This is a genomic window from Magnetospirillum gryphiswaldense MSR-1 v2 (assembly GCF_000513295.1).
In the GTDB taxonomy this organism is placed as follows: Bacteria; Pseudomonadota; Alphaproteobacteria; order Rhodospirillales; family Magnetospirillaceae; genus Magnetospirillum; species Magnetospirillum gryphiswaldense.
Genome location: NC_023065.1, coordinates 258,950 through 281,458 on the forward strand (window position 1 = coordinate 258,950; position 22,509 = coordinate 281,458).

At 64.3% G+C, this 22,509-nt stretch carries 17 protein-coding genes; 10 read left to right on the forward strand and 7 right to left on the reverse strand.

Going from position 1 to position 22,509, the window contains the following annotated elements; translation table 11 throughout:
• Positions 1–8 precede the first annotated feature (8 nt).
• The 4 genes from MGMSRV2_RS01180 to MGMSRV2_RS01195 all read right to left on the reverse strand — a co-directional run bounded on the left by MGMSRV2_RS01180 (position 9) and on the right by MGMSRV2_RS01195 (position 7,117).
• Positions 9–2,981, reverse strand: coding sequence for a virulence factor SrfB (locus MGMSRV2_RS01180; protein ID WP_024078478.1), 2,973 nt, complete (start codon positions 2,979–2,981; stop codon positions 9–11).
• 31 nt (positions 2,982–3,012) lie between these two features.
• The gene (locus MGMSRV2_RS01185; RefSeq protein WP_024078479.1) at positions 3,013–4,365 is read right to left on the reverse strand and encodes an SrfA family protein; all 1,353 of its coding nucleotides are present in this window, start codon (positions 4,363–4,365) and stop codon (positions 3,013–3,015) included.
• 34 nt (positions 4,366–4,399) lie between these two features.
• Positions 4,400–5,854 carry a vWA domain-containing protein gene (locus tag MGMSRV2_RS01190; protein ID WP_024078480.1) on the reverse strand — a complete coding sequence of 485 codons (1,455 nt, stop codon included), beginning with the start codon at positions 5,852–5,854 and terminating at the stop codon, positions 4,400–4,402.
• Positions 5,855–6,208: 354 nt separating this feature from the next.
• On the reverse strand, positions 6,209–7,117 hold the full coding sequence (locus MGMSRV2_RS01195; protein WP_024078481.1) for a LysR family transcriptional regulator: 909 nt from the start codon (positions 7,115–7,117) through the stop codon (positions 6,209–6,211).
• A gap of 97 nt (positions 7,118–7,214) precedes the next feature.
• Between MGMSRV2_RS01195 and MGMSRV2_RS01200 the strand changes: the two genes are divergently transcribed.
• The 4 genes from MGMSRV2_RS01200 (at position 7,215) to MGMSRV2_RS01215 (ending at position 10,903) form a co-directional block, all read left to right on the forward strand.
• Entirely contained in the window at positions 7,215–7,982 is a 768-nt protein-coding gene (locus tag MGMSRV2_RS01200) for a sulfite exporter TauE/SafE family protein (protein WP_024078482.1), read from the forward strand.
• A 75-nt stretch (positions 7,983–8,057) separates the two neighbouring features.
• A complete protein-coding gene (locus MGMSRV2_RS01205; RefSeq protein WP_024078483.1) occupies positions 8,058–9,164 on the forward strand; it encodes a hypothetical protein in 1,107 nt (368 codons plus the stop codon).
• Positions 9,165–9,184: 20 nt separating this feature from the next.
• Entirely contained in the window at positions 9,185–9,730 is a 546-nt protein-coding gene (locus MGMSRV2_RS01210; RefSeq protein WP_024078484.1) for a septation protein A, read from the forward strand.
• A gap of 87 nt (positions 9,731–9,817) precedes the next feature.
• The gene (locus MGMSRV2_RS01215) at positions 9,818–10,903 is read left to right on the forward strand and encodes a GGDEF domain-containing protein (protein WP_024078485.1); all 1,086 of its coding nucleotides are present in this window, start codon (positions 9,818–9,820) and stop codon (positions 10,901–10,903) included.
• Positions 10,904–10,907: 4 nt separating this feature from the next.
• Here MGMSRV2_RS01215 and MGMSRV2_RS01220 read toward each other — a convergent pair whose 3' ends face one another.
• Complete coding sequence (locus MGMSRV2_RS01220; protein ID WP_024078486.1) at positions 10,908–12,107, reverse strand: pyridoxal-phosphate-dependent aminotransferase family protein; 1,200 nt, start codon at positions 12,105–12,107, stop codon at positions 10,908–10,910.
• 104 nt (positions 12,108–12,211) lie between these two features.
• Between MGMSRV2_RS01220 and MGMSRV2_RS01225 the strand changes: the two genes are divergently transcribed.
• The 5 genes from MGMSRV2_RS01225 (at position 12,212) to MGMSRV2_RS01245 (ending at position 19,694) form a co-directional block, all read left to right on the forward strand.
• Positions 12,212–12,850, forward strand: coding sequence for a ribonuclease T2 family protein (locus tag MGMSRV2_RS01225; protein WP_024078487.1), 639 nt, complete (start codon positions 12,212–12,214; stop codon positions 12,848–12,850).
• 71 nt (positions 12,851–12,921) lie between these two features.
• A complete protein-coding gene (locus MGMSRV2_RS01230) occupies positions 12,922–14,568 on the forward strand; it encodes a putative transporter (protein WP_052588816.1) in 1,647 nt (548 codons plus the stop codon).
• A gap of 297 nt (positions 14,569–14,865) precedes the next feature.
• Entirely contained in the window at positions 14,866–16,581 is a 1,716-nt protein-coding gene (locus MGMSRV2_RS01235; protein WP_024078489.1) for a putative bifunctional diguanylate cyclase/phosphodiesterase, read from the forward strand.
• Positions 16,582–16,657: 76 nt separating this feature from the next.
• On the forward strand, positions 16,658–19,252 hold the full coding sequence (locus MGMSRV2_RS01240; protein ID WP_041633373.1) for a response regulator: 2,595 nt from the start codon (positions 16,658–16,660) through the stop codon (positions 19,250–19,252).
• A gap of 19 nt (positions 19,253–19,271) precedes the next feature.
• Complete coding sequence (locus tag MGMSRV2_RS01245) at positions 19,272–19,694, forward strand: RrF2 family transcriptional regulator (protein WP_024078491.1); 423 nt, start codon at positions 19,272–19,274, stop codon at positions 19,692–19,694.
• Here MGMSRV2_RS01245 and epmA read toward each other — a convergent pair.
• Complete coding sequence (gene epmA, locus MGMSRV2_RS01250; RefSeq protein WP_024078492.1) at positions 19,674–20,720, reverse strand: EF-P lysine aminoacylase EpmA; 1,047 nt, start codon at positions 20,718–20,720, stop codon at positions 19,674–19,676. The two genes, MGMSRV2_RS01245 and epmA, sit on opposite strands and share 21 nt — an antisense overlap.
• Positions 20,721–20,777: 57 nt before the next feature.
• Between epmA and MGMSRV2_RS01255 the strand changes: the two genes are divergently transcribed.
• The gene (locus MGMSRV2_RS01255) at positions 20,778–21,839 is read left to right on the forward strand and encodes a lysine-2,3-aminomutase-like protein (RefSeq protein ID WP_024078493.1); all 1,062 of its coding nucleotides are present in this window, start codon (positions 20,778–20,780) and stop codon (positions 21,837–21,839) included.
• Between the two features lie 7 nt (positions 21,840–21,846).
• Here MGMSRV2_RS01255 and MGMSRV2_RS01260 read toward each other — a convergent pair whose 3' ends face one another.
• Entirely contained in the window at positions 21,847–22,311 is a 465-nt protein-coding gene (locus MGMSRV2_RS01260; RefSeq protein ID WP_106002324.1) for a hypothetical protein, read from the reverse strand.
• Positions 22,312–22,509: the final 198 nt, after the last annotated feature.

Genomic DNA, 22,509 nt, shown 5'->3' on the forward strand with positions numbered 1-22,509 from the left:
TTGTCTCCTCAGCGGACGATGCTGCCGGTGTCGAGCCAGTAGCTGTTTTCGCCGATGCCGGCATTGTTAAGCGTGTTGAGGCGGATGCGCAGCACGCTGGTACTGAGCGTACTGCCGCCCTTTTCGGCGACCCGGGCGATTTCCAGCGCGTCGCCCCGGCGGACCGAGCCGCGCCGTAGCGTCACTTCCAACACACCGTTGTTGCGGCCATACAGCTTTTCCGCCGCCTTGTTGTTGTCGGGGGCGAATTCCAACTGGTAAAGCGGGCTGGCCACCCAGCGTTCGGCGGTCAACTGGCGGAAGCCCAGCATCATCTGCCCACGCATCTCGAAGGCAGTGTCGGGAAATTGGTAATCGGGATCATCCAGGTCGATGTCGCGGTAATAGACGTCGGCATCCTTGATGGTGTTGTTGTGATCGAGCAGCCCCATGTGCCGCAAGGTGGAATAGATGCGGAACTGATTGGCGCGGAAGAAGAAATTGGGGATGCGGCCCTGGCCCAGCACGCAGATCATGGCGCCGACGGCGGCGGTGGTCTTGGGGTCGTCGATGCGGCCCTGGCGATGGAACGGATACCAATTGCCGGTGCGGTAATTGTGCATGGGGACGATGCGGTCGGGCGGCAGCGCGCACAGGGCGCGGAACAGCGCCTGGATGCCGGGCAGCCGTGACGGACGACCGCTCAGCAGCAGCACGTCGCAATCATAGAGATGGACCAGTTCGCACAGCGACTTGATGGTGTTGCAAATCTCCATGCGGTCCTGGATGAACAGCATGTGCAGACGGTTGAGGTCGATGGCGACGGGTACCGCCATCAGGTCGAAGGCGGGGCTGCCCGCCCCCAGCACGCCGCGCACGCCGGCGGTGAAATAGTCGAGCACGGCAGCGGATGGCGGCTCGCGCTCGGCCAGGATTTCGCCGATGGTCAGGGTGTGGGTTTCCGCCCCGGCCTGATAATTGTAGGCCTCGTAATCCTTGAGGATGCGAAGCGCCAGCGGATACATGATCTGCAAGCCCAATTGCTGGCGCATGACCATGTGCTGGACGATGCCGGCCTCGGCCCCGATCAGCTTGGACAACAGCGGGTCGGGGTCGGTGATGCCGTGAGCGCGCAAGGCGTTGGCGATGGCCGGGACCACCATCTTTTGCAGCACTTCCAAGATGATGTCGTCGCCGGCCACCTTGAAGCCGTCGCGGAAGCGCTGGTCCGGCAGGATCGAGACATTGCCGCCGCGCCCGTCGTCCAAAGCGTAATCGTTGATGACCAGATCGGTGGTGCCGCCGCCGATATCGACCGAGGCGACGGTCAGCACCTGACGGTCGGGGCCGGGGCGGCGGCGGCGCATGACCTGGATGAATTCCTCGGGCCGACCGCCGAAATGATTGGCGGTTTCCGAGAACAGATAGACCGCCTGGGCGCAGGTGGCTTCGTCCCATTGGGTGCTGAAGCTGGGCAAGGGCGGCCAGGCCAGTTCCTTGCCCTCGTTCTCGATGTCGGCTTCGGTCGGGTGCCAGCCCATGGATTTCCACACCAGACCGATGGCCTGGCGCATGCGTTCGCGGAACAGGTCGCGTTCCGGCTTGGGCATGGACGGCGGCACGGTCAGGATGACGCTGCGCAATTGGCGGGCCACGTTGGCGTGGTTCTGCTTCATGCGTTGGCTGGGGCTGTTCATCTGGGTCAGCGCCTGGGTCAGCACTTCGGCCAGCATGAAGGTCATCAGGGACGAGCGCGAATAATGCGGGATCAGGACCTGGAACTGATCCTCCTCGGCCAGGGTGAACAGGGCGTCACCTTGTTCGTTGATCAGGTCGGCGAAGGGGGCGGCGGTGGCCAAAGGCTCGGTTTCCGCCTTGCTGAAGGCCTGATTGAAGCGCCAGCCGTTTTCATAGCGCTCGTCGTCCCACAGATAGCGTTTGGGGCTGGACAGGCCGGTGGCGCCCTCGGTACCGCGCCGGCGCGAGGCCAGCCGGGTGGCCTCGGGGCCGACACGGGCGATGGTCGGCCAGACGAAGGCGTCGTTGCGACCGGAATGGCAGGAATGATCGACGCGCCCGAACACCGCCTCGGCGAATTCGATGCGGCTCTCGAACGGTTCGGAATAGACCATGTGCGGGCGCGACAGGTCGCGCAATTCCAGTTCATAGCGGGTGCGCAGGCCGTTGTTTTCCTGCGGGTGATCCTCGATCAGGATGCCGCAGGTGCGCGAATTACCGACGTCGAGGACCATGTCCACCGGGATGGCCTTATGGATGTGGTCGCGCTGGTTGCTGAGGATGCGCACCTTGGGCAGGCGCAGGCGGTTGCCCAGCAGCCACAGGACATTGAGGTAATGGGCGTGCTGGTCCAACTGCCCCAACCGTTCCTCGATATCCTCGGGCGAGAATTTCAGCCGCGGGGTGGCATGGTCGGTGAACAGATCCTTGATCCAATCGGCGAACCAGGTCTGCTCGGTGAACCAGCTCATGTCGTGGCTGCGCCAGGCCAGGGCGAAATTGGCGCCGCTGCTGACATCGGTCTCGGTGGGGGCCAGATAGGCGGCACCCGATTCGTCGTCGGCGAACACCTTGGTGTCGAAGGCCAGCACCAGCCGGTGGGTGTAGGCGTTGATATCCTCACCCGGACGCAACGCCACCAGCCGGGCGCGGGCCCAGTTCATCGGCCCTTCGGCGAAGCGGCCCGAATGCAGGCGCAGGAAGGGGATGGGCAGCCAGACGTCTTGCAGCAGGCGCACCGATTCATCCATGGCCACGTCGCGCAGCTTCTGGTCGGGAATGGCGGTGCGGGTGCCGGGGTGGAAATAGCGACCGCTGGGCTCGTCATATTCGGCGCGCTGCAACGATGCGTTGCTGTCGCTCTTCAAGAACATGCCGGGCATCTCTTTCTTGAGATCCAGGGTGAGGCCGAAATCCAGGAACTGGACGCCGGTCCGCATGATCAGGGTCGCTTCTTCCTCGAAGCGGATCAGTTCAGGCAGCATGGTCAGGTTCAGTCCCTTGGTCTCGAGTTGCCTATTTGACGATCTCAACGGAATAGCCGCCGCCATCGGCATGCACGCCCCGGCACTCGGCCTTGCCGTCCTTGCCCGGGCGGCATTCCACCTTCGAGCGGTCGAACACTTGGCCGTCGGCGCATTTGGCGTCGGCGGTCTGGTTCAGGGTCAGCTTGCCGCCCTGGACCGCCGCTTCCACCGGGGCCGGGCATTTGCTGCCGTCGCTACGCAGGATGGTAGCCGTGCCCTTGCCGTTCTTGAAATCATATTCCACCTCGAGCGGACGACCGGTCTGACTGTCCATCAGGCTGGTCCGTGACCGCCAACGACCGTCCAGAAACGCGGTCGAGCCGTCCTTCATGGCCTTGTCCGGCAAGGTCAAGGGCGGCGGTGGCGGCATATCGGGCTTGGCCGGGCTTTGCGTCTTGTCGGCATTGAGGGCCGGCGGCTTGGTCGGGTCGGTGGTGGCGGGCTTGTCGATGATTCCATCGGGCTTCGGGCTCGTGTTTTCCGGCGTCGAGGCCGGGGGTACGACGATGCCGGCGCCAGAACGTGGCACGGTGCCGTCGGGGAGAGTCGCCCCCGGCACCAACACGCCGGGAACGCCAACCTGGGGGACGCCGATCTGGGGCACCACCCCCACCGGCGGCAGGGTGCCTTGCGGCATTTCGGTCTTGGGGATTTCCTCGGTCGGCACGGTGATTGCTGCCGGTTCCATCAGCGCGGTGAAGCCGCGTAGGCCGAAGACCAGCAGCAACAGCAGCAGCAGGAACAGCATGGGCAACAGCCACCACCAGCGTTGCAGCCAGGTCTGGGCCACCGGCACCGGCAGCGGCAGTGGCGCGGCGGGGGCGGCGGGGGGCACAGCCGAAGCCATGGCCGGGCGCAGGGCCAGATCGCGGATGACGTCGGCCTCGGGGGCGGCGTTCAGCCGGGTGAAGCCCCAAAAGGTGATGACCGGGCGACCGTCGACCAGATGGATGTGCGATTCGTCGGGGATTTGGGTGGCGAAGGGCAGCAGGCGGGCGAACACCTCCATGTCCTTGTTGGCACCGTTGGCTTGCCCCAGCATCTCGGCGCTGCGGGATTGGAAATCCTGTTGCGCCTGCTGGATGGCCTGACGGGCGGGGGCGCGTTCCTCCTCGGTGGCGGCGTCCCACGGCACCACGGTGCTGCCGGCGGGGGCGTACCAGTCGATGGTGTCGCCGGCCTCGTTGATCTGGGGGATGGCCAGCATGTCGGCGCAATCCTGGCCCATGGTGCGCTTGATCAGCGCCCTTAATTGCGAGGCGGCGGAATAAACCGGACGGCCCACCGACCCCAGGGCGTTGTATTCGCGCAATCGACCGGTACGCAGAAGCAGGCCAGACATGGTTCATTCCCTCAGTTAGCCGGTGGTTTTGTGATTACGGCCCGCAGCCGGGTGGAACCGGGGTTTCGCCGCTGGCCTTGCGGATCAGTTCGGGCAATTCGGCGGCGGAACGCATGGGCAATACCCGACCGCCGGTGGCGTCGGCCATGCAGCGGCCTTCGCCCAGGCCGTTGACGTCGACCACGTTGATGGTCAGCTTGGGCTTGGCCGCCTTCAGCGCCCGCGCCGCCGCGCACGGGTCACCGCCGCACGAATCCTCGCCGTCGGTGACCACCACCAAGGTGGCCGGCACGGTGACGCCGTCGACGGTGTTGCCGGCCCGCTCGAGGCCGCGCGCCAACGGTGTGCCTTCCTGGGGACGGATGCTTTCCAGCAGGGCGGTCAGGCGGGGGCGTTCGGACGGGCTGAAGAATTTGTGGTTGTCGGCGCCCTGGCATTTGCCGAATACCACCAGCCCTACATCCATATCGGTGGGCAGCGTCGTCACTAAGCGGTTGACGGCGGCCTTGGCCGCGCTCAGGCGATCATTGCCGCCGGTGCTTTGCATGGCGGCCAGATCAGCCATCGCCTGACGGTCGCCGGCACGGGCGCGGCGGGTCAGCGCGGTGATTTCCTCCTGCGAGACGCCGGCCTTCAGCCGCATGCTGCCCGAGGCATCCAGCAGCACCACCAGTTCCGGCGCTTCCCATTTCTTGCGCGGTGGCGGGCATTTCGACGGTGGTGTATCGACCTTGGCCTGTTGCTGAGGCGGTTGGGGCGGATTGGTCTTGGTCGGCGGCGGCTCGGCATTGGCCTTTTTCGGTGGCGGTTCCGGCTTCGGCTCGGGCTTGGGTTCCGGCTTGGGTTCCGGCTTCGGCTCGGGCTCCGGGATCACCGGCTGGACCGGAATTTCCTTTTCCGGCACCACTGGCGGCGGCTCTTCCTTGGTCGGGGCAATCGGCTTTTCCGGCGGGCAGGCGGCGAGGCGGCGGCGCAGTTCCTCCTCGGCGGCGGTGATTTCGGCCTTCAACACCTCTTCTTCCGCCGCCAATGCGGCCAGGCGGTCCGGGCTGTTCAGGCTCAGCAGGCCCCACAGCCATGGCCACAGCCACCAGAGCAGGGCCAACAGCAGCAGCAGCGCGGCCAGAGCCCCCAGGCATCCCCAGGGAAGGCCCGAACGCGTCGCCGCCACGACCGGGGCGGCAGCGGTGGCCATGGGGGCGGCGACCGGCGTCACGGGGGTAGGCGCCACGGCGGTAGGCGCTGTTACGGGCGCCGGGATTGGGCGGGCCGGTATTCCGTTGCCGGAACGCCCCCAGCCGATGATCACCGGCTGGCCGTTGACGACAAAAACGGATTCCATCGGTGGGTCGACGATGGCGGCGGCCAGCAAGGCGGCTGCCGGATCGGCGGAATGGCGCGCCGCCAGGTCGCGCAGCGCCTGCAGACGATCAACCAGCAGCGTTTCCGCTTTTTCCCGCTCGGTCCGTGCCAGCGACGAGATGGCCACAGGCTTACCGGCAGCATCCGTGTACCAGTCGATAAACGACGACCCGGATGGGCGCTGTGGTTCAGCAATAAGTACGGCGGAAGCGGCGGGCAGATGGCGGCGAATAAAAGAATTTATTGCCGCATAGTCTTCCCATAAAGGCCGCCCGGACAGGAGTGGTGGCTGTATAGCCGTCGCATCCAGTCGCGCAATTCTTACTTTTTGCGCCATTGCAAGCCACTTTCTCCCAGGCAACATTTTCGCGTTGATTCATACCAGATTCCGGTCGAGAGGGAAATAGCCCAGGCCTCTGCGCCGATTGGGTTTACCGGTGTAAATGTGTACATCCGTCCATAGGCGGGACGTGGGTCATGCTCACCAGCCGCCGTCGCGGCGATAACCGGCGAAGCGCTCGGCCAGGAAGTCAATGAACACTCGAATTTTGGCCGAAAGATGATGCCGTTGCAGATAGACGGCATGGATGTCGGCTTCCTCGCCCGACCAATGCGGCAGGATGCGCACCAACTCGCCGCTACGCAAATAAGGGGCGATGTCCCATTCCGATCGCAACAGTACGCCGTGGCCCTTCAAGGCCCATTCCACCGCCACCTCGCCGTGATTGGCGCTCAACGGGCCGCTGACCTTGATGCTTGCCGGCCCGCTGTCGGACACCAGCCGCCAGGTGTTGAAAGCGCGGTCGTTCTCGCGGATGACGATGCAGTGGTGTCGGGTCAGGTCCGCCGGTGCGGCTGGGGCGGGATGGCGGCACAGGTAGTCGGGGGCGGCGCACAGCAGGCGGCGGTTGCTGGCGATCTTGCGCGCCAATAGGCCGGAATCCGGCCCCAGGCCGAAGCGGATGCCCACGTCCACCCCTTCCGCCGCCAGATCAAGCGGGCGGTCGCTCAGGTGCAATTGTCCCTCGACCTGGGGGTAAAGGGCGACGAAATCGGCCATGGCCGGCCCCAGATGACGGCGACCGAAACCGAAGCCGGCATTGATGCGCAGCAGGCCGCTCGGTACCTGCCGGCTGGCGGCCAAGGCCTGCTCCAATTGTTGGATATCGTCGAGAATGCGGCTGCCTTCCAGCAGATAGCGTTCGCCCTCGGGGGTCAGGCTTTGCCGTCTGGTGGTGCGGTTGAGCAGGCGTACGCCCAGTCGGGCCTCCAGCCCCGCCAGCCGGCGGCTGACCGCCGGCGGCGACAAGCCCAAGTGCCGGGCCGCCGCCGCCAGGGTCGGATGCTGGCACAGCATCGAGAAGAAGGCGATGTCCAGACTGGTATCCATTGTTGCGTCCTACGCAATAGTGAATGAATTAGTCTATCATTGTTCTGTCCATGGCAAGGGATATGCTGGCCCGGTCCCTCCTGTTTCAAGGCCCGCCATGTCCGCCCAGATGCTGCATCTCCTGTTGATCGTCCTGCCGCTGGGGGCGGCCATGGGGTTTTTCGGCGGCCTGTTCGGCATCGGCGGCGGCATCATCGCCATTCCGGTGCTGGTGCTGGGCTTCGGCCTCGATCAGGCCACCGCCCAAGGGACCGCCCTGGTGATGATGGTGCCCAATCTGCTGTTGGCCTGGTGGCGCTATGCCCGCCACAATCCGGTGCCATTGGGGCGTGCCTTGCAAGTGGCGGCGGTGGGGGCGGCGACCACCTGGGGCACGGCGCATTTCGCCCATCTGCTCGATCAGGGTTTGCTGCGCACCTTGTTCGCCCTGTTCCTGCTGTTCGTCGCCCTGCGTCTGATCGTGGCCAGCCCAGAGAGGACAGCCGAGAAAAGCCGTGATCCGCGCTGGCTGCCGGTGGTCGGGCTGGCCGGCGGCTCGTCCATGGGCTTGCTGGGGGTGGGCGGCGGTCTGGTGGTGTCGCCGCTGCTCACCGGCTGGTTCGGTTTGGGACAGCGGACGGCGCAAAGCTTCGCCCTGGCCATGGTGGCGCCGTCCTCGGTGTTCGCCCTGGGCGCCTATGCCCAGAACCAGCGGGTGGACTGGCCGGTGGGGCTGGTGCTGGCCCTGGGCGGTACCCTGACCGTCGCCGCCGGGGTGGCCCTGGCCCATCGCTGGCCCGAGCGGGTGTTGCGCCGCGCCTTCGGCTGGATGATGGCGGCGACCTCGGTGTGGCTGGTGATCAGCCAGCATGTGTTCGGCGGATGATTGCCGCCATGCGATCCGTGCGTGTATGATCCGCCCGCGAAACCGGATCGACGGGTTCAGTTCTAGGGGGCAGACATGCGCGTTGCGGCGATGATGGCGATAGTCTTGGCGTTGGCCGCCTGCGGAAATTCGGGGCGCGGCGATGGTGCCAGCGTGTCGACATCGGCCCCGGTCGGTGCCCCGCTGACCAAGGTGACGGCACAGCTTGACCGCTTGGGCGCGCCGACCAGTTACCAATGGAACGGCCAGACTTTCGCCACCTCGGATTTGCTGTTGAAGGCCATCGATCAGCATCTCGCCCAGGAAAGCGCCAAGGTGACGGGGCAGCCGCAGGTGGCCAATTCCCTGCGGGTGGTGCTGCCGGCCACCTATTCCGGCCCCTACGGCGTGTCGGAAGGCAGTCGCCGCATCGATCAGGCCCGCATCGACGTGGTCCGGGCCGCGGGCCTGTTCAAATCGCTCAGAGTGGAATATGCCGACGTCACCACCGCCGTGCCCAAGGGCCGCGATTTCGTTTTGTTCAAGGATCGCGTCGGCTGGCGCCTGCGCGATGCCCAGGATCGGGAAAGCGTGGTGATGGATGGCGATACCCTGGCGGGGTTCGTCACCCAGTTGGCCCATGCGGTCGCCGACGTTCAGGGCGACCTTGATTTCCTGCGCGTGGTCCTCAGCCGTCCCGGCTATAACGGCATCTTCTTCCGTGGCCAGGAATACAAGGATCTGGCGTCCTTGAACGACGCCTTCGACGGCTATAACGCCGAGCAGGTCAAACTGGTCAAGCCCAGCGACCAGCCGCTGGTGGGCCGGGCCCTGGTCATCGTGCCGACCATGACCAGCGACAAGATGCGCTTTTCCGAGCGCTCGGCCGATCTGGAGGCGGCGCGCAAGGCCTATATGCTGTCGCGCGACAAGCGCATCGCCCGCTTCATCGCCGCCGCCAAGCTGTTCACCGCCGTCGAGGTGGATTTCGGCAACGAGAACGACCCGCCCCAGGGCAGCTTCGAATGGGTGATCTGGCGCAACCCGGAAAATTCGTTCTGGTCGGTGCGGCAAAAGGGCGGCGATACCTTGCGGGTGCAATTGCCGGCCAAGCCGGAGAGCTTCGCCACCGATTTCTTGCGCGCGGTCAAGGTCACCGGTGACGAAACCGTGTTCGCGCCCCGCTCGGCCAATCCCGGCTGACAGCAATAGGAAACAGCATTTTGTCGGAAAAGCCCTGGCTCAAACCCGCCGTCGAATACGGCCCCCTGGCGGTGTTCGTCGCCGTTTATTTCGCCCAAGGCCTGATGCCGGCCACGGTGGCGCTGATGATCGCCACCGTGATCGGTCTGGCCCTGTCGTGGGCGGTGGAACGCAAACTGCCGCTGATGCCCATGGTGACGGCGGCCATCGTCGTGGTGTTCGGCGGTCTGACCCTGTGGCTGAACGACGAAGCCTTCATCAAGATGAAGCCGACCATCATCTATGCCCTGTTCGCTGGTCTCATCCTGGGTGGCTTGGCGTTCGGCAAAAGCGTGCTGAAGAAGGTGCTGGGCCACGCGGTGAGCATGGACGAGGCCGGCTGGCGCAAGTTGTCCTGGCGCGTCGGGCTGTTCTTCATCGCCATGGCCGGGGCCAACGAGGTGGTTCGCCACGTCCTCAGCACCGATCATTGGGTGCTGTGGAAGATGCCCGGCAGCCTGATCATCACCTTGGCCTTCATGCTGTCGCAAGGACCGCTGATCCTGCGCCATCAGGCGGAGAAGTAATCATCCCGTCAATACGAGTGGACCCTTACGACCGCGGGTGATATATCCTTGGTCGTGGGTTCGCCTTTTGTATGTGATGGGGCGATAATGCGTCTGATGCCGCTGTTGTTCGGTGATGTGGCGTTTCCCGAAGGGCAGGAATATCGCAAGTTCCAATATCGGTTCGCTTGCGCCATCCTGCTGACCGGGCTGGGGATTTCCCTGCTGTTCCTACTGTCGGTGGAAATGGGATTCGCCGATTTCGATCTGCGTTTCGTCCATGCCGAACGGGCATTTTGCGCCATCAGCCTGCTTTTCTATCTGCTGCTGCGCGGCCATCCCCAGCGCATGTTGGTCGTCGCTTATGTCTACGAGGCCTTGGCCTTTGGCCTTTACGTCATCGTCTTTTTCTATAACGGCGTCGATGAAATGCGTATCATCTGGTTCGCGTTGAACCTGCCGGGAGTCTATCTGATCCTGGGGGCGCGGGCCGGAGCGGTGGTTGCCATCGGATCGGTGACTTTCGTCGTCACGGGCAATGCTCATCTCGAGCAACCTTATTCGGCTAACGCCATCACCACCTGCGTTTTGGCCATTGTTTATATCAGTGGTTTTTTCCACGCCTTCTCGGCGCGTTCCATCTCCTTCCACCATGGCATGGTCGAAGCCAATCGCAAGCTTGCCGATATGGCGGCCAAGGATCCGTTGACTGGGCTTTACAACGCGCGGGCCTATTACGGGCTATGCGATTCCGCCCTGCATCAGGCCCAGCGCAGCGGCGGATCGTTTGCCATGCTGTTCGTCGATCTTGATCATTTCAAGCGCATTAACGACCAGTATGGACATGAAGCCGGGGACGTCGTTTTGAAAGCGGTCGCGCAGTGCCTGCGCCGGGCCGTGCGGCAAAGCGACATCGTCGGGCGCATCGGCGGCGAGGAATTTTCCGTGCTGTTGCCCGACACCGATCGTGACGGCGCCATGCAATTGGCGGAAAAGCTGCGCAGCGATATCGAGGCGCTGATGCCCGATATCGGTACGGAAAGGCTGCGGATCACCGCCAGCATCGGCGTGGCCGGACGGCAAGGCGCCGCCCAGTCCATCGCCGATGTGCAGCGTTTGGCCGATCAGGCCATGTACGAGGCTAAACGCCAGGGCCGCAACCGGGTGACCTGCATTGAGGAGGTGGCGGCCTGACGCTTCACACCACCTGACCTTCGGTCAGGATGCGTTCCAGTTCGGCGACGCCGGCGGGCAGGTCCAGCTTGGCGCCGTGGGCCTTCAGGCTGGAGCCGAAGGCGTGCAGGGTGCGGAAGATGGTGTGGGCGTGGCATTGCTCGCCCATCTGGCCGATGCGCAGGATGTCCAGGCCGAAGGCGCCCGAAATTTCCACCCGATGGATCTGCGACATGTGGCGGCGGACGTCGTCGCCGGAGACGCCGTCGGGCACCTTGATGCCGACCACCGAATTGAGCCGCGCCTCTTCCTTGACCAGCAATTCCAGGCCCATGGCCTCGATGCCGCGCTGAAGCGCCAGCGAGCACAGCTCATGGCGGTGGAAGCGGGCCGGCAGGGTTTCGGCGCAGATCAGCCGCAGCGCCTCGTGGATGGCCATGATGCCGGACACCGGGGCGGTGTAATGATAGGAGTTCTTGTTCCAGAAGCGGTCGGCCAGCCGGGCATCCAGGCACCATTGCGCCATGGGGGCGTTGCGGCCCTCGATGCGTTTCCAGGCGATTTCCGAGAACGCCAGCAGCGACACGCCGGGAATGGACGACAGTCCCTTTTGCCCGCCGGTGATCAGGGCGTCGACGCCCCATTCGTCCATGTCGAGCCGCATGGTCGACAGCGTGCACACCGCATCAACCACCATCAGGCACTCATGGGCGCGGGCGATGGCGCAGATTTCCGGCAAATAGCGGTTCCACACCGTGTTGGAGGTCTCGCCCTGAACGATGGTCAACAGCGTCGGCCGATGCAGGCGGATGGCCGCTTCGATCTCGTCGGGCCGCGCCGGCTCGCCGTTGGCGATGTCCAGGATGACGACGTCGGCTTGGCAGCGTTCGGCCATCTCGGCCAGGCGGCGGCTGAAATAGCCGTTGCACACCGCCAGCACCTTGGTGCCGGGCTCGACCAGATTGCACACCGCCATTTCCATGGCCGCCGAGGCCGGGCCGGCGACGCCCAAGATCTGTCCAGACTGGGTCTGGAAGACGTAGCGGGCCATGGCTTTGACCTGCTCGATCACCCGGTTCATGGTCTCGCCCAGGTGATTGATGACGATGGAATTGGCCTGGGCCACCTTGGCCGGAATCGGCACCGGGCCGGCGCCCATCATCAACAAGGGTTCGTCGGGCAGAATACGGTCGAGCGGGACAACGGACGGCGGCGGATAGCGCATGATTTCCTGTTCCTTGCGGGGGATGGCAATTCAGGGCAGCGCGATGCCGCTTGTCAAGCGTTTCGCCACGGATAAATTGAATGGGTTGAATAGGAGATCGCGCCATGCGTCTTTTGCTGATCGCGCTTTTGTGTCTTGCCTCTGTTCCTGCCTGGGCGCAAAAGGCGGGAACACCGGGCAAGTTCGACCATTATGTCCTGGCCTTGTCGTGGTCGCCCACCTATTGCGCCGGTCGCTCGGGCCGTCAGGATGCCGACCAATGTGGCGGTCCGCGTCAATACGGTTTCGTCGTCCACGGTCTGTGGCCGCAATATGCCGATGGCGGCTATCCGGCCGAATGCGCGGCGGAAACCAAGCCGGTGCCGGACGAGGTTGCCAGCGCGACCTTGCCGGTCATGCCCAGCCGCAAGCTGATCGAGCACGAATGGAAGCGCCACGGCACCTGCGACGGCGGCAAACCGGCGGATTATTTCGCCAAGACCCGCGAGGCCTTCGCCGCCATCCGCATACCGGGCGAGTTCAACGCCCCCAAGGCGCCGTTGCAACTGGAGCCCGAGCAGGTGGAAGCCCTGTTCGCCAAGGTCAATCCCGGCCTGAGCGGCGAGCGCATGGCGGTGGTGTGCCGGGGGCGCTATGCGGCGGAAGTGCGGGTGTGCCTGGACAAGAGCCTGAAATTCACCGATTGCGGCAAAAGCGCGCGCGACCGCTGCGCCGGAGAGGTGCTGTTTCCGCCGTTGCGGTGAAATCCGCATTTCGCTTGTCAGTCCGCCCGTGCTGACGCACCCTTGCTGCACTGCGATGTTGATGGGTGGGGATGATGGAACTGCACGGACCGGCGCAAGCCCTGCTGCTGCTGTCGGTGGCGGCGGCGGGCGGCTTGGCCTTGGGCCAGATCAAGCTGGGTGGCGTCAAGCTGGGGGTGGGCGGCGTGCTGTTCGCCGGCCTCGCCCTGGGCCATTTCGGCTTTGCCGTCGATGCCACCATGCTGGCTTTCGCCCGCGAGTTCGGGCTGGTGCTGTTCGTCTACGCCATCGGCGTGACGGTGGGGCCGGGCTTTTTCCAGGCCTTCAAGAAAGACGGCATGGCGCTCAACCTGATGGCGGCGGCGGTGGTTGTTTTGGGCTCGCTGGTGGCGGTGGCCGTGCACCTGCTGGGCGGCGTACCGTTGCCCGCCGCCTTGGGGCTGCTGTCGGGGGCGGTGACCAATACGCCGTCCCTGGCCGCCGGTCAGGAAGTGCTGGCGCAATTGGGCTTTACCGGGACCGCACAGGGCCAAGCCTATGCGGTGGCCTATCCCTTCGGCATCCTTGGTATCTTGCTGTCCATGCTGGTGCTGCGGCTGGTGTTCAAGCAGAATCCGGCCAAGGCGGCGGCGGCGTTTGACGCCGACCGCGCCGCCAAGTTCGACGCGTTGCAGACCGTCAACGTGGAAATCCGCAATCCGGCGGTGTTCGGCGCCCGTCTGCGCGACCTGGACGAATTGAAGGAAATGGGCGTGGTGCTGTCGCGGGTGCTGCATGACGGCAGCCAGCACGTGGTCAATGCCGACGACACCCTGGCCGAGGGTGATGTGGTGCTGGCGGTGGGGCCGGCCAACAAATTGCCGCGCCTCAACCGCCTGCTGGGGCCGCTGGCCTCGGTCGATCTGAAGGCCATGGACAGCCGCGATGTCCAGTGGGAACGCCAGGTGGTCACCCGTTCCGAGGTATTGGGAAAAAGCCTGGGCGAGCTGAATTTGCGCGGCAGCCACGGCGTGGTGGTCAGCCGGGTCAACCGTGCCGGCTACGAACTGGTGCCCGACGCCAGCCTGAAACTGCAATTCGGCGACATGCTGACCGTGGTTGGTGCGCCCGAATCCATGCCGCTGGTGGCCGGGATCATCGGCAACCGCTCGAAGGCGTTGCAGGAAACCCAGATGACTCCGATCTTCATCGGCATCGCCCTGGGCATGGTGCTGGGATCGCTGCCGATCATGCTGCCGGGTCTGCCATCGGCGGTGAAATTGGGGCTGGCCGGCGGGCCGCTGGTGGTGGCCATCCTGCTGTCGCGGCTGGGCCATGTGGGCAAGGTGGTGTGGTTCATGCCGCCGGCGGCCAATCATGTCATGCGCGATCTGGGCATCGCCCTGTTCCTGGCCGCTGTCGGCATCAAGTCCGGGCTCGGCTTCGTCGATACCCTGGTGCACGGCCCCGGCCTGAGCTGGATGGCCTGGGGTATGCTGATCACCTTGCTGCCGTTGGTGACGGTGGCCGTGGTCGGCACCTGGGTGACGCGGGTCAATTACCTGACCATGTGTGGCCTGCTGTCGGGGTCGATGACCGATCCGCCGGCCTTGGCCTTTGCCCAGGGGTTGGCGCCGTCGGAAGCGCCCATCCTGTCCTATGCCGCCGTCTATCCGCTGGTCATGGTGCTGCGGGTGATCGCGCCGCAGATCATCGCCCTGGTGTTGTGGGCGGGCTGAACAAGAAACCGCGCGCCCCAGGGGGGCGCGCGGCTTGTTCGTCGAGAAGAGCTCTTCAGGTCTCGTCTAAGGCGGCGGGAGGAGGAGCCGCCATCAACGTTCCATCATGATGACAGCGAATCCCGTGGTCGGCAAGATGCTCTGCCTTATTTTTGCGCATAGGTGATTTGCGCTCAAAAAGTAATCACGCAAACCTGTGCCAACAATGCCCGTTTAGAGCGGCATTCGGCACTTGCCTGTGCAAAAACCTCGGGTCTTAATGGTCGCCTGATTTGTAATAGATCTACGGGGGGGGACGTGCAGCAAAGGCTGGCCGAGCTTGAGCGGGAAAATGCCGAATTGCGCTTGTTCCGGGCGGCGTTCGACATGGCGGCCGAAGCGGTGGCAGTCTGCGGTCCCGACTGGCGGCTTCTGGTGGTCAATCCGGCCTTTACCGCCATCACCGGCTTTCTGCCCGAGGAAGTGTGCGGCCGTCACGCCGAGATGCTGTATGCGTCCTTGGGCGACGGTACCTTTTTGGTGGAAGTGGACGAGCATCTGCGCCGGGGCAGTTCTTGGGAAGGCGAAGTGTGGAGCCGGCGCAAGACCGGTGAACCTTACCGCCAAAGCCTGTCGGTGGCCTGTGAGCACGATATGCGCGGTGGTCCCAGCCGCCATGTGCTGATGTTCCGCGATGTCAGCGAAGCCCGGGACAATGCCGAGAAGCTGTGGCGGCACAGCAATTACGACACCCTGACCGAGCTGCCCAATCGCGGCCTGCTGCTGGACCGCCTGTTGCAGGCCTTGGTTCTGGCGGGGCGTGAAAATTGCCGCGCTGCCTTATTGTTCATCGGTCTGGATGGGTTCAAGACCATCAACGACACCCTGGGCATGACCGTGGGCGATATGGTGTTGCGCGAAAGCGCCCTGCGCTTTGGCCGTTGTTTGCGCAAGGGCGACACCTTGGGCCGCTTCGGCGGCGACGAATTCATCGCCGTGCTGCCTCATATCGACACCATCGACGAGGTCGAGGCGGTGGTGCGCACCATCTTGGAATCGTTGCAAGAGCCCTTGCTGATCGAGGCCAACCAGATTTTGCTGTCGTGTTCCATCGGCATCAGCCTGTGGCCCGGCGATGGCGAGGATGTGGAAACCCTGATGCGCAATTCGTCGTCGGCGTTGGAGCACGCCAAGGCGGCGGGGCGCGGCACGTTCCGCTTTTTCACCCCCACCATGGATGCCCGGGCTCAGGCGCGGTCACGGCTGGCCGGCGAATTGTCCGAGGCGCTCGAACACAACGAATTCTCGCTGGTCTTCCAACCGGTGGTCAATCTGGCCGATGGCAGCGTCGGCGGGGCCGAGGCCTTGCTGCGTTGGCAAAACCGCTATATCGGCGCTGTCAATCCCGACCAGTTCGTGCCCTTGGCCGAGGAAATGGGGCTGATCCTGCCCATCGGCGAATGGCTGACCCTGGCCGCCTGCCGTGAGGCCAAGGCCTGGCAACAGGCCGGCCTGGGTGATTTGCGCATCGCCATCAACGTTTCACCGCGTCAGGTGCAGCAGACGGATATCGCCACCACCTTGCGCCGGGCCTTGGACGAAAGCGGGTTGTCGCCACGATTGGTGACGGTGGAGATCACCGAAAGCCTGATCCTCAATTCCGGCACGGAAATCATCCGCAAGCTCGAGCGGGTGCGTGATCTGGGGGCACGCATCGCCGTCGACGATTTCGGCACCGGCTATGCCTCGCTGTCGTATCTGAAGCATTTTCCCGTCGATATCTTGAAGATCGACCGCTCATTCGTCTCTGAGGCGCTCAATAACGCCGATGATGCCCGTCTGATCGAGGCCATCATCGCCCTGGGCCATTCGCTGGGCATGAAGGTGGTGGGCGAGGGGGTGGAAACCCGCCAGCAACAGGCTTTTCTGGTCGAGCGCGGCTGCGATCTGGCCCAGGGCTATCGCTTTTCGCCGCCCCTGTCGGCCGAGCGGTTCCGCGATTTCGTCCGTAACTTCGAGCCCCAGCAACCGTAACTATCGGGTCTTCACCTGATGACGGCGGCGGCGAGGCCTGCGACAAATCATCATGCGTGGGATTCTGCTCCGATTGATGGTTCTGGTTGCTGTCTTGGTGCCTGGACTTTCCCGGGCGGCCACGCCCCAGGCCGAGCCTCGGGCCGAGCATGGCGTCATCGATTTACGCGGCGTTGATTTCGCCCGCGTGGGGCCGGTCGATCTGGCCGGCACCTGGGGTATCGTCCAGGGCTCGGATTCGTCACGGGCTTTCGCCTGGACGGTGGATTCCTACATCCAGCAACCGGGGCCGTGGAACGCTCTTTATCCCGGCACTGGCAACGCGGCCCTGGTCTTGCGCGTGCTGCTGCCGGAAAGTGCCCCGCCCCTGGTGCTGGCCATCCCCGACATCAACAGCGCCTGGCGCCTGCATGTGGATGGCGTGCTGGTGCGGTCCTTGGGCCAATTGGGCCTGGATGCCGGGGCGGAAGTGCCGGTGCTGGAACGGGTGCTGGTGCCGCTGCCGTTGGGCCGGCATTTCGTCGATCTGGTCTTCGAGATTTCCAACCATAATCATTTTGAAGGCGGGATTACCCGCGCCGTCCGCTTAGGTCCGGCCGAGGTGCTGGCGCTCGAGGCGGAACGGCTGACCGCCCTGCCATTGGCCGCCTTCGGCGCGTTGCTGATGGTGAGTTTCATGGCCCTGGCCTTTTATGCCGGCGGCAAGCGTGACCCGGCTTTTCTGGTGTTTGCCCTGTTCACGGCGCTGGTGGCGGCGCGGACGTTTTCCTCGGCCCAGCTTTATGTTCTGATCGGTCATGAAATGCGGGCCGATCATTGGTATCTGCCGGTCGCCTATATGACGCTTTTCGTGTTCCCCGGCTTGTATTTCGCCTTCTTGCGCGAGTTGCTGCCGGACGAAACGCCACGTCCGCTGGCTTGGGGCGGATACGGGCTATCGGCGCTGATGGGGGCGGTGACCCTGTTGACCGAGCCGGCCTTCTACACCGGCTTCCGCGATATTTTCATGCTGCTTAACCTGGTGGTGCCGCTGGTCGGGGTCATGCTGGTGGGTTGGGCCATGCGCCGCCGCCGGCTGGGGGCCAGATGGCTGATGGCCGGCTCGTTGATACTGGCTGTCGCCCTGATCAACGACATTTTGCATTATGCCCGCATCATCACCTCGACCGATCTGGTGTCGGTTGGGTTCGCCGCTTTCGCCACCTGTTATTTTGCCGCCTTGGCGCTGCGTATGTTCCGGGCTGAACGTTTGGCGTCGGAACGGCTGGCGGTGCTCAATCGCGACCTGGAACGATTGGTGGAGGCGCGTACCGCATCGCTGGCCGATGCCTTGACGGTGGCCGAGCAGGCCTCACGGGCCAAGTCGGAATTTCTGGCGGTGATGAGCCACGAGATCCGCACGCCGCTACATGGCTGGGCCGGGCTGACCGAATTGCTGGCACAGACGCAACTGGATGAACAACAGCGTAAATATGTCCGCCTGCTGCGGCGCACCGCCGAGCAATTGTCGCGGCTGATCGGCAACATCCTGGATCTGGCCGGTATGGAAACCGGCCGCATCGAGTTGCGCCCGCAACCGGTTCTGGTGGCGGAACTGGCCGAGGAAATGGCGGCTTTGGTGCGCGGTCAGGCCGGGGATCGCGGCCAGGGGTTTACCCTTAACCGGGATTTGGCCTTGCCGGTGGGGGTGGTTGCCGACGAATCGGCCATCTTGCAGGTGCTGCGCACCTTGCTTGACCGCTTCGGCACCGGACCGGGCGAGATGGTGCTGGGCTTAAGCGCGGCACGACCCCATCTGCTGGTGACCGTGTCGGGGCCGGGGCGCCAGGATGTGGAAAGCAGCGGCGACAGCGATATCGGCCAGTCCCTGTGTCAGAACCTGCTGACCGCCATGGACGGGACCCTCTCCATCCGCCGCCGCGACGGCCAGTTGGAGGCCTCGGTTCGCCTGCCCTTGAGCGAGGCGGTGCCGCCCGCCCCCAAACGGCGCGAACGGCCCAGCCATGTCCGGGTATTGCTGGCCGATGACGTGGAACTGAACCGTCTGGTCTTGCGCGGCTTTTTGACCGGCATCGGCTGGAGCGTCGATGAAGCCGCCGATGGCCGTCAGGCCCTGGCCAAGGCTGAAAATGGCGGCTATGACCTGATCGTGCTGGATCTGCGCATGCCGGTGATGGACGGCTTTGCCGCCGCCCGCGCCATCCGCCAGCACGAGCGCGATACCGGCGCGCCGCCCATTCCGCTGGTGGCGCTGTCGGCGGGGGCCGCCGCCGCCGACCGTCGTCAGGCCGAATTGGCCGGTTTCACCATCTTCCTGGCCAAGCCCATCGGTCCTGACGCCCTGGTGGCCAATCTATCGGCCTTGCTGCCCGACAATATTCTGCCGCCACCGCCGTTGCCGCCGGCGGGGCTGGAAGGGCTGATGCCGGCCTTTCTGGCGGAAATGGACAAGGATGCAGCTCTGCTTCAGGACATGCAGGCGGGGGATCGCCTTGTCTTGGCCGAACATGTCCATGCCATGCGCGGCAAGTGCGGCATGTTTGGGGAAAACCGACTGTTCGAGATTTTGACCAAGCTGGAGAGCGAAGCCGTTGCCGCGACGCAGCAAGAAATTTCCACTCAGGTGAGTGATGCGGTTGAACGGGTCAGGCAACTGCGCCAATATCAGTGAAACCTGACTTTGGCTGATCATGAAAATAACTCAATTCACCGATTACTCTCTGCGGTTGCTGATATATTTATCAATGCGGCGCGAGGGGGTGTCCACTGTGCGCGAGATTTCCGAGTTTTATTCCATTTCCTCGGAACACCTGAAAAAGATCGTCCGCCGCCTGTCCGAACTGGGGCATATCCGCACCGTGCGCGGCAAGCATGGCGGATTGATGCTGGCGCGCGAGCCCGACCAGATCAATCTGGGCGAATTGCTGCGGCAATCGGAAAATCTTAATCTGGTGCCGTGTCACGATAGCGGCGATACCTGCCCCATCTTCGGCTGCAAGCTGCGCTCGGTGATCGAGGATGCCCGCGACGCCTTTCTGGCGGCGTTCGACGGCAAGACTTTGGCCGATATCCAGCCCGACACTCTGCCGCCCTCAGTCCACCGGCAGCCATAACACCTGATCGATGCGCTGGGCGCCCGCGATCAGCATGATCAGCCGGTCCAGCCCCAGGGCGTTGCCGGCGGATTGCGGCATGCCGTGGCGCAGGGCGTCGATGAAGCCGGGATCGATCGGATAGCGTTCGCCATAAAGCTTTTCCTTCAGATCCATGTCGGCCTGGAACCGGCGCTCCTGCTCGTCGGCATCGGTGAGTTCGCCGAAGGCGTTGCACAATTCGACGCCGCAGGCATAGGCCTCGAACCGTTCCGCCACCCTTGGGTCGTCGGGATCGGGCCGGGCCAGGGCGGCCATGGACACCGGGTAGGAATGCAGGATGGTCGGCACGGTCATGCCCAGATGCGGCTCGATGCGGTCGAGCAGAATCTTGAAGAAGATGTCGTCCCAGGCATCCGAATGCGAGACTGAAATACCGATACGGACAGCCTCGGCGGCCAGGGCGGTGCGGTCGGGCCGCCAGGGGTCGGGGGCGGTGGCCAGCACGTCGATGCCGCAATAGTGGTCGAAGGCCTGGGCGATGGACAAGCGTTGCCAGGGGGCCAGCGGGTCGCAGGCCATATCGGCCCGGTGCAGGTGGGTGCCTCCGGCAGCGGTGACGCAGGCGCGCACCAGGGCTTCGGTGTCGTCCATCATCTGGCCGATGCTGCCGCCGGCCCGGTACCATTCCAGCATGGTGAATTCCGGGCTGTGGGTGTCGGAACGTTCGCCATTGCGAAAGACATGGGCGATTTGGAAAATGCGCTCCATCCCCGCCACCAGCAGCTTTTTCATGGCGAATTCGGGGCTGGTGTGCAGGTAAAGCGGCTGGGCCGGGCCGCCCCACGGGTCTTCCAATCGGGTGGCGAAGGCTTTCAGGTGTGGCTCGAGCCCGGGCGAGATTTGCAGGCAGGGGGTTTCCACCTCGGTGAAATCGCCGGCATCGAAGAAAGCGCGCACCGCCCGCAATACCTGGCGGCGGCACTGCAAATAGGGCAGACGTTCGGCCAGGGATTGGGGGTGCCAGGACTCTTTGCCTCGGGACATGAAAACCTCTATGAACGCCCATCGATCCGCATTGCTTCATGACACGGATGGACACGGATGAACACGGATAATGGCGCCGCCGCCCGTCTCTCGCGCTCGTTGCGCCGGGTGGACGACCTGATCGGCGCCGGATTGGTCGATGAAAGCCAGCGCGCTGCCCTGGATGCGGTGGCGCGCTCCAGCGTCATCGCCATCACCCCGGCGGTGGCCGATCTGATCGATGCGGGCGATGCCGCCGACCCCATCGCCCGCCAATACGTGCCCAATGCCGCTGAATTGCACGTCGCCGCCGAGGAACGGGCCGATCCCGTCGGCGACGACGCCTTTTCCCCGGTCAAGGGGGTGGTGCATCGTTATCCCGATCGAGCACTGTTGAAGCCCATCCTGGTCTGTCCGGTCTATTGCCGCTTCTGTTTCCGGCGTGAAGCGGTGGGTGATGCCGACGGCACCTTGTCCGCCGCCGAACTGGACGAGGCGCTGGCCTATCTGGCCGGGCAGACGGATCTGCGTGAGATCATCGTCACCGGCGGCGATCCGCTGATGCTGAATGCCACCCGCTTGGCCGATCTGGTCGCCCGCATCGCCCAACTGCCGCATATCGAGGTCTTGCGCTTCCATAGCCGGGTGCCGGTGGCTGACCCGGAGCGGGTGAGCGCGGCCATGGCGTCAGCATTGAAATCAACCGAGACGCTGGCGGTATGGGTGTCGGTGCATGTCAACCATCCGCGCGAATTGTCGGCAATTGCGGGCAAGGCGCTGCGGCGGCTGGCTGATGCCGGGGTGCCGCTGGTTTCGCAAAGCGTGTTGTTGAAGGGCGTCAACGATGATCCGGCGGTGCTGGAGGAATTGTTCCGTGCCCTGATCCGCAATCGGGTGCGGCCTTATTATCTGCATCATCCCGATCTGACCCGCGGCACCAGCCATTTCCGTCCCAGTCTGGCCGAGGGGCAGGCGATCATGCGGGCCTTGCGCGGGCGGCTGTCGGGCATCGCCCAGCCCACTTACGTGCTGGATATCCCCGGTGGTGCCGGCAAGGTGCCGGTGGGACCGGATTGGTGGGACGGCGAGCGCTTGCAGGTCACCGATTGGCGCGGGCGGCGCCATCCCTATCCGGGGTGATTGCGACCTATTCCGCCGCCAGCCGCATGCCGCGACCTTCCATCAGTTCCATCACCCGGCGCAGGTCGTCGGGGCGTTGGTCGACGGCGACCGACAGCCAGCAGGCGCGGCGACCGGCCTGATCCAGGGCCTCTAATGATTCCGGTTCGGGGGCGTCATCGATCCAGATGAAATCCTCGTTCAGGTCCATGGCCTCGGCCTTGAACTCGGACCATGTCGGGGTGGCGAAATTGGCGATGACCCGGGATATCTGGTCCCATTCATCGCCGGGGCCTACGGCCTGACGCAGGACCGGCAGCAAGGTGTCGGCGGCACCGTGGCGGGTGCGCGAGGTCACCCACACGCAGTCGAAGCCGGCAGCGGCCCATTCCAGGAAACGCAGCAGATTGTTGGCCGGCGCCAAGTCGCCACGCAGGCGGGCATGGCCCGAGCGCCGCAACAAAGTGCCATCCACGTCCAGATAAAGGCGCATGGTGCTCTCCTCCCCCGAGAAGACATATTTTTGCGCCAGTTTACGCTTGTCGGCGACCTTTGTCCCCATGGAAGTTGTGGGCTTGCGCTGCCGTTGCAATATTTGTGATTTCAAGTAAACACGGCGAAACGAGGTATCCCGGTTTGGCTTCAATAGCCGATGGTGTAATAAAATTGACGCAACTCACTACTTTAGTTT